The sequence below is a fragment of the Mesorhizobium sp. M7D.F.Ca.US.004.01.2.1 genome (assembly GCF_003997785.1).
Classification (GTDB): Bacteria; Pseudomonadota; Alphaproteobacteria; order Rhizobiales; family Rhizobiaceae; genus Mesorhizobium; species Mesorhizobium loti.
Window position 1 is genome coordinate 1 of sequence record NZ_RZRQ01000536.1, and the last position, 2,648, is coordinate 2,648.

Genomic DNA, 2,648 nt, shown 5'->3' on the forward strand with positions numbered 1-2,648 from the left:
GCGCGCAGGCATTCGTCACCAGCCGGATGGCCGTAATGATCGTTGAATCGCTTGAACCAGTCGACGTCGATGATGAGCAGGCTCAGCGGCGCCATGCTCCGCTTGCCGCGCGCATATTCGAGCGCCAGCGCTTCATCGAAGGCCCGGCGCGTCAGCAGTTCGGTCAGGCCGTCACGGTTGGCCAGCAGGTTCAGCTTCTCGTTGGCCGCCAGCAACTCAGCCTCGACATGCTTGGCCTCGGTGATGTCGGAGTAGACGCTGAGGCTGCCGCCATCGCTGGTCGGCCTCGTCCTGACGTCAAGCCAGCGCCCGTCGGAAAGCCTGATCTCCTGGCGGTTGCTGGGAAGCTTCCGTGACGCCACGATGCCGCCGATCCAATCCTCGATCTTGTCCGGCGGCACAATCTGTTCGCCGCGCGCGGCCGAGATGCGCAGGATATCGCGATAATCGGCACCGGGTATCCGGATGTCGGCTGTCTGTGGAAACATGGCAATGTATTGGGCATTGCCGAGCACCAGTTTGCCATCCCCGTCGAACATCACCAGGCCGTCGGCCATATGCGTCAAGGCGTCCGCCAGCCGGACACGGCTTTCAGCCAGTTCGTCCTCCAGTTGCTTGCGCGTGGTGATGTCGCGATTGTGCGTGATCAGCCCGACGATGGTTCCGCTGTGATCCCGGAACGGCGCTTTCAGCGTCGACAGCCAACCGTCGGGTCCGTCTTCGTGATGAAGGCGCTGCTCGATGGTGGAGGGTACGCCGCCCGCGAGAATGGCGAGCTCGTCCTCGTGGAATTTCCGGGCTGTTTCCTGCGGATAGAAATCGAAATCGGTCTTGCCGATCAGCGCCTTGGCATCCACGGCGCGCATCAGCCTTGCGGTAGCCGGATTTGCGGCGATAAACCGGCCCTCCAGATCCTTGACATTGAGGCAATCGGGCAGAGCCTCGACGACCGCCTTGTAGATGCGCCGCGATTGCAGTGCCTCGATGCGGCGGCGTTCCTGGTAGAGCGCAAGTCCCGACAGCATGATCGAAAGAAAGATCAGCAGCGACGTCGGCAGCGCCACTTGCGGCAGCACCGTCTGCATGATCTCCCGTGGCAGGGCGAGCAGGCCGAGCGGCGAGCCGGCGGCGGCCGTTGCGGCCAGGATCAGGATGTCGACCCGGCCGGGCGCGCGGCCGCGCAGGGCGAGATGGCCGGCAATACCGATCAAGGTGGCGATGGCGATCCCCATGGCGCCGGCGAACACGCCGATACCGCCTTCATGGAAACGGAACGCGACGGCGGCCAGCCCAGCGATGACACAGGCCACGGGACCGCCGAAGAAGCCCGCCAGTGCGATCATCGTGCCGCGCAGATCGACGAAGAGGCCGGGCTGCAACTGCATCGGCGTCAGCATCAGGATGACGGCGCCGGCCCCCATCAGTAGGCCGAAAGCCGTCGCCCGCGTCAAAGCCGCCCTGCGGTCCAGCCACACATGGGTGTGGATCCAGACGGAAACGAACATCGCTACGACGGCGAGATTGGCCAGCAATTCGGACCAGGGTGAACCCATGCTTCACGCGTCCATTGGTGCGTCGGCCACAGGCGACGCGGCCCTTGTGGATACGCCCCGCAAGAAAACAAAGGGTTACGGCGCGGGTTTGGATTGTCGCGATATCCGCATAAGGCATAAGAGTGCGTGGCCGGGCCAATAACCTGTTCGCTGCTTCCATTCTTTCGGCCCAGCGCTACCTTGGACTGAGCCTGAGCTTTCAAAACCCCTGACATGAGAAACCGCATGAAGCCGCAAATCATCTGCCATATGCTGGCATCCCTTGACGGCAGCCTCCACCCCAGCCGCTACACCAACAGCCCCGACGGCAGCCGGGCCGAGTGGTCAAGCCTCTATGAGCACATCCACAACGACCTCGCGGCTGACGGCTGGATCGTCGGGCGTGTCACCATGGCCGAGATGAGCAAGGCCGGCGCGCATCCGCCGGCCAAAGCCGGCAAGGTCGACCGGCCCTATCATTTCGCGCAAATGGGTGCGGGCAGCTATGCCGTGGCGCTCGATGCCTCGGGCAAGCTTCACTTTTCCAAACCGGACATCGGCGGCGATCATGTCGTGGTGCTGCTCGGGCATGCCGTGGCCGACAGCCATCTGGCAGAACTTACCGCCGACGGCGTTTCCTATATCGTCGCGGAAACGGCGGACATGGATCTCGCCGCGATGCTCGAGGCGCTCGGACGTGAACTCGGCATCCGAAGGCTGCTGCTCGAGGGCGGCGCCGGCATCAACGGCTCCTTCCTCGCGGCCGGGCTTGTCGATGAGCTGAGCCTTCTCGTGGCGCCTGCCATTGATGGGCGCGCAGCAAACCAGGCCTTCGTCGAGTTCGGCGAGAGCGGCCTGGCGGGCAAGACGCAATTGTCTCTGAAGAGCTGCGCGGCGCTGGCGCATGGGCTCGTCCATCTGCGCTACGCAGTTACTCCTGGATGATGCGCTCGTACAAAAAGGGTCGGCAATCTGACTGAGATTACCGACCCTATATCGTCCGCTTCAGCGCCGAGGTTTCAGCCCGTCAATCGGCGTATCGCATGGCGTCGAGATCGGCGATCAGCGTCGGGCCGGTCGGGTGCCAGCCCAGCCGTGCCTGGGTCAGTGCGCTGG

2 protein-coding genes are annotated in these 2,648 nt (G+C 63.9%); one reads left to right on the forward strand and one right to left on the reverse strand.

Going from position 1 to position 2,648, the window contains the following annotated elements; translation table 11 throughout:
* A partial coding sequence (locus EN993_RS34330) for a PAS domain-containing protein (protein WP_127266096.1) occupies positions 1-1,553 on the reverse strand: 1,553 nt, incomplete at its 3' end.
* 225 nt (positions 1,554-1,778) lie between these two features.
* Here EN993_RS34330 and EN993_RS34335 point away from each other — a divergent pair.
* A complete protein-coding gene (locus tag EN993_RS34335) occupies positions 1,779-2,477 on the forward strand; it encodes a RibD family protein (protein WP_127266097.1) in 699 nt (232 codons plus the stop codon).
* The last annotated feature ends 171 nt before the right edge of the window (positions 2,478-2,648 follow it).

What these genes read in the sequence shown, in the direction of transcription:
- EN993_RS34335 (WP_127266097.1), top strand. Translation starts at nt 1,779, where the DNA reads ATGAAGCCGCAAATCATCTGCCATATGCTGGCATCCCTTGACGGCAGC.